The sequence below is a fragment of the Marseilla massiliensis genome (assembly GCF_016899855.1).
Classification (GTDB): Bacteria; Bacteroidota; Bacteroidia; order Bacteroidales; family Bacteroidaceae; genus Prevotella.
In genome coordinates this window covers 1-4,145 of record NZ_JACJJG010000161.1, presented here as the reverse complement: position 1 = coordinate 4,145, position 4,145 = coordinate 1, and the positions used below count along the sequence as shown (strand labels likewise).

Below are 4,145 nucleotides of genomic sequence, written 5' to 3'. Positions count from 1 at the left end.
AGATTTAAGAGGTGAAAAAGTGAAAGGGTTAAAAGGTGAAAAAGCATGATTGTTATTTATCCAATAACTTGGAAAGTTAAGTTCCCGTGCTTTTTCACCTTTTAACCCTTTCACTTTTTCACCTCTTAAATCTCTTCTACTGTGAAAAATTACAAAAAGCAAGTACAGTTAAGCAAATAATCGGATTTTTCCTTTGCAGTTACATTTGAAAACTCTATATTTGCAGAACAAGAATGACACAATGTTAGTTTAACTAAAACTTATACTATGGAAGTCGAGAAAATAATGCAAGACCTGGAGCAAAAGCATCCGGGCGAGTTAGAGTACTTGCAGGCCGTAAGGGAAGTCCTCCTTTCTATAAAGGACGTTTACAACCAGCATCCAGAATTTGAGAAAGCAAAGCTCATAGAACGTCTTGTAGAGCCGGAGCGCGTCGTTACGTTCCGTGTTCCATGGGTTGACGACAAGGGCGAAGTACATGTCAACATAGGATACCGCGTACAGTTCAACAGCGCTATCGGTCCATACAAGGGCGGTCTGCGCTTCCACCCGTCGGTAAACCTGTCAATCCTGAAGTTCCTCGGCTTTGAACAGACATTCAAGAACGCGCTTACCACACTGCCTATGGGCGGCGGCAAGGGTGGCTCTGACTTCTCTCTGAGAGGCCGTAGCGACGCTGAGGTAATGCGTTTCTGTCAGGCTTTCATGACTGAACTGTACCGCCACATCGGTCCTGACGAGGATGTTCCCGCAGGAGACATCGGCGTCGGCGCACGCGAAATAGGCTATTTGTTCGGTATGTATAAGAAACTTACCCATAAGTGGGGCGGTGTCCTGACAGGCAAAGGCCTCGAATGGGGTGGCTCAAAGATACGTCCAGAGGCTACAGGCTTCGGTGCCCTGTACTTCGTAAACCAGATGCTGCAGACCCACGGACACGACATTAAGGGCAAGACCGTTGCAATCAGCGGCTTCGGCAACGTGGCATGGGGCGCTGCTACAAAGGCAACCCAGCTCGGAGCGAAGGTCATCACGATATCAGGTCCTGACGGATACATCTATGATCCGGACGGTATAAGCGGCGAAAAGATTGATTACATGCTCGAGCTTCGTGCCAGCGGCAACGACATCTGCCAGCCATACGCAGACGAATTCCCAGGCTCTAAGTTCGTTCCCGGCCGCAAGCCGTGGGAGGTTAAGTGCGACATCGCACTGCCGTGCGCAACCCAGAACGAGGTCAGCGGCGAGGATGCAGACATGCTTTTGGCTAATAAGCCGATCTGCATAGCCGAGGTTTCCAACATGGGATGCACCGAAGAGGCAGTCCAAAAGTTTGTTGCTGCCAAGCAACTCTTCGCTCCCGGCAAGGCCGTAAACGCCGGTGGCGTGGCTACATCGGGTCTTGAAATGACACAGAACGCCATCCGCCTGAGCTGGAGCGAGGCCGAAGTGGACGAGAAACTGCACCAAATCATGCACAATATCCACGAGCAGTGCGTCAAGTACGGACGCCAGGCTGACGGCTACGTGGACTATGTAAGGGGCGCAAACATCGCCGGCTTCATGAAGGTTGCCAACGCCATGATGGCCCAAGGCATAGTATAAACCATAACATATAGTGATAAACAGAATTTTTCTCATAATCCTTTTCAGTGTAATTGGCTGTACTTTGCTCCCCGCGCAGGAGCAAGGTATGGCCAGTTATTATTCTAACCGCCTGCATGGAAGGCGCATGAGCGACGGTAGCCGCTACCACCGTGACAGCCTTACGTGCGCGCACAAACGATACCCTCTGGGTACAATGCTGAAAGTTACCAACCTGAAAAACGGCAAGGACGTAATAGTGAAGGTAACTGACAGGTGCGGCAGCCGCAGGATTATCGACCTTTCATACGCCGCCGCAAAACAAATAGGAATCGTATCGTCGGGCGTAGCTATGGTAAGGGTCGAGAAATATACGCCACAAGAAGGCATACCGTTCAAGATTAACGACATTACCGACACACCGGAACTTGACTTCGAGATAACCGAAAGGAATGAGGACGGTACGCCGATATGGATGAAATCCGGCGACAAGCTTGACATAAAGCATATCAACAGGCCCGAAAGAAGGCACACTCGCACGGCCGGGAACAGAAAGAGGAACAAATAACAAGAATATACAACAAGACGTTATATCTGTAAATTACGCACCCTGAAACCTACGGTGGGCAGTATTTTACATCGTTGGATACCGCAAACGGTAACGACAAATGCCATCTTTTACACTATAAAAGATGGCATTTGTCGTTTTACTTAATATCAATCAGTTACGTTATTTAGCCTTTTCAGCAGGAAGGGTGATTGAGTTTACTACCGACATCCAGTACTTCCGCAGGTCTGCCCAGTGGTAATACGGCGCCACGTCGGTCTTTACCGGCAGTGTAACGTCACGCTCATTCAACATTACCCTCACAAGAATGTCGTCGCTGCCGGCCTTGCGGAAGAGTGCCATCTGCACGTTGCCGCACATCGGAATGATACGATACGTGCGGTAAGTGTCGGCTATCCGCTGCCAGTCTGACGTCGGTTCGGCCAGCTTGTCGCACCCCATAAGCGCCGCAAGCGGGGCAAGGTTGGTGTCATGTCCGTAGCGCAAGGTGACTGCCGTGCGGCCCGACGCTATCACGGTATCGGCCGTCAGCACAAAGTTCTCAAGCAGGTTGCGCTCCAGTTTATACATCGCCTTATCGCTAAGTGGCGACGGTCCCTTCTCGTAATACCACTCAAAGTTGTTACGCTGCCACAGGTCGTAACGCTCGCGGTCGGTGAAGAGGAACTTCAGGTCGGGCATATCGTAGCTGCTCTGGCTTATTCCGTCAAGCTCGAAAAGGCTCTGCATCAGCGCAACCGGTGCAGGAACACGGCGCTTTACGTACATCGAGTCATTGAAAATTTGGGTCATCAGCCTTTCGGGATGAACGTAAACGCTGTCGGCCATGCGGTAAACGACGTCGGCGTCGGCCAGGTGCTGCTTCTCGTATGCCTTGTTCTTGTACTTTATGTAATACACGTCGTGCAGGCTGGCGTCCATCGTAATGTTAAGCTCCGGGTTGATACGGGCCAGCTCCACGCAGCCCGCCGCCATCGAAAGGAAGGCGCGGCTCTTCACTGTCGAGCGTGCGTCAACGTGCGTTCCGTCAGCAAACGCCTCCGGCCAGCGGTTAACCATGCCTACGACAAGCGAGCGGTGCTGGGCGGCACCCTTCGGGGTAAGCTCGCCGTAACGCCCCTCGGCCTCGGCCGCCAGGCGCTTTATTACGGCAAGTGCCCGCTTGCCGTCGTCGGTAAGCTTGCCTGCGCTGTCGGCAGCGGTGAGGATATCGAGCGGGTAATCATATTTTTCCTTGTCTGTAAGGTAACGCGAGCCGTGGCGGGCATACATCGACACGTAGAACGGCTTATACCCCTCGGGCGGCGCGACAACCTTATCCTCCGGATATTCATAAGCCATATACTTGCCGGCCGCCAGCTTGGGGTTCATCTTTATTTCGTCCCACGCACTCTGGGCCACGGCCGTAAGCGAGACCACGGCCGACAAGGTTATTAACAAAATCTTCTTCATATCGTAACACTTTTCCGTTAGCGGCGGCAAAATTACGAATTTTCCGCCACTCGGCAATGAAACATTCGCCATTATAATAATGACGAAACAAAATTGTAACCTGCACCAACCTACTATCTGACGAAAACCTGCTGTTTTCCAAAATGCGGCCTTTTACACGCTAAAAGGCCGCATTTTACCGTGCAAAAGACGGCCTTTCGCAGACCAAAAGGCCGTCTTTTGGAAAACGCCAGAAAACGACCTGTCTTTTCCTGAAATAGGTTGACAGTTTTTGTTTAAATAAACTACATTATTTTACACACTCTGGATAGAGGTACTGGAATAGTTGACATCGCATCGGGAAATGTGCTGCTTTACTTTACATTCCCGGTCTTTGTCAGGCTGCCCCGCGGGGCAGCCTGACAAAATCGCGGCAAAGATACTATCTTCCGTTGTCATTCCCTCCATGCCCCACCGTTTTTTTCCTTTTCCACAGCCGTTTTTGTTCGCCGCTCCCGGCGTGCGCCGTCTCCGGGGTGTTGTTGCCGATGCTCATGTGGGG

General features: G+C 51.3%; 3 protein-coding genes. 2 read left to right on the top strand and 1 reads right to left on the bottom strand.

Annotation, left to right across the window (positions count from 1 at the left end; genetic code table 11):
* Positions 1-267: 267 nt before the first annotated feature.
* Together gdhA and H6A34_RS13835 are read left to right on the top strand one after the other, a co-directional pair.
* Positions 268-1,605, top strand: a complete 1,338-nt coding sequence (gene gdhA, locus H6A34_RS13840) for an NADP-specific glutamate dehydrogenase (RefSeq protein ID WP_205105993.1) — start codon at positions 268-270, stop codon at positions 1,603-1,605.
* 13 nt (positions 1,606-1,618) lie between these two features.
* A complete protein-coding gene (locus H6A34_RS13835) occupies positions 1,619-2,152 on the top strand; it encodes a septal ring lytic transglycosylase RlpA family protein (RefSeq protein ID WP_021948421.1) in 534 nt (177 codons plus the stop codon).
* A 162-nt stretch (positions 2,153-2,314) separates the two neighbouring features.
* Here H6A34_RS13835 and H6A34_RS13830 read toward each other — a convergent pair whose 3' ends face one another.
* Positions 2,315-3,604 carry a histidine-type phosphatase gene (locus tag H6A34_RS13830; RefSeq protein WP_205105992.1) on the bottom strand — a complete coding sequence of 430 codons (1,290 nt, stop codon included), beginning with the start codon at positions 3,602-3,604 and terminating at the stop codon, positions 2,315-2,317.
* Between the last annotated feature and the right edge of the window lie 541 nt (positions 3,605-4,145).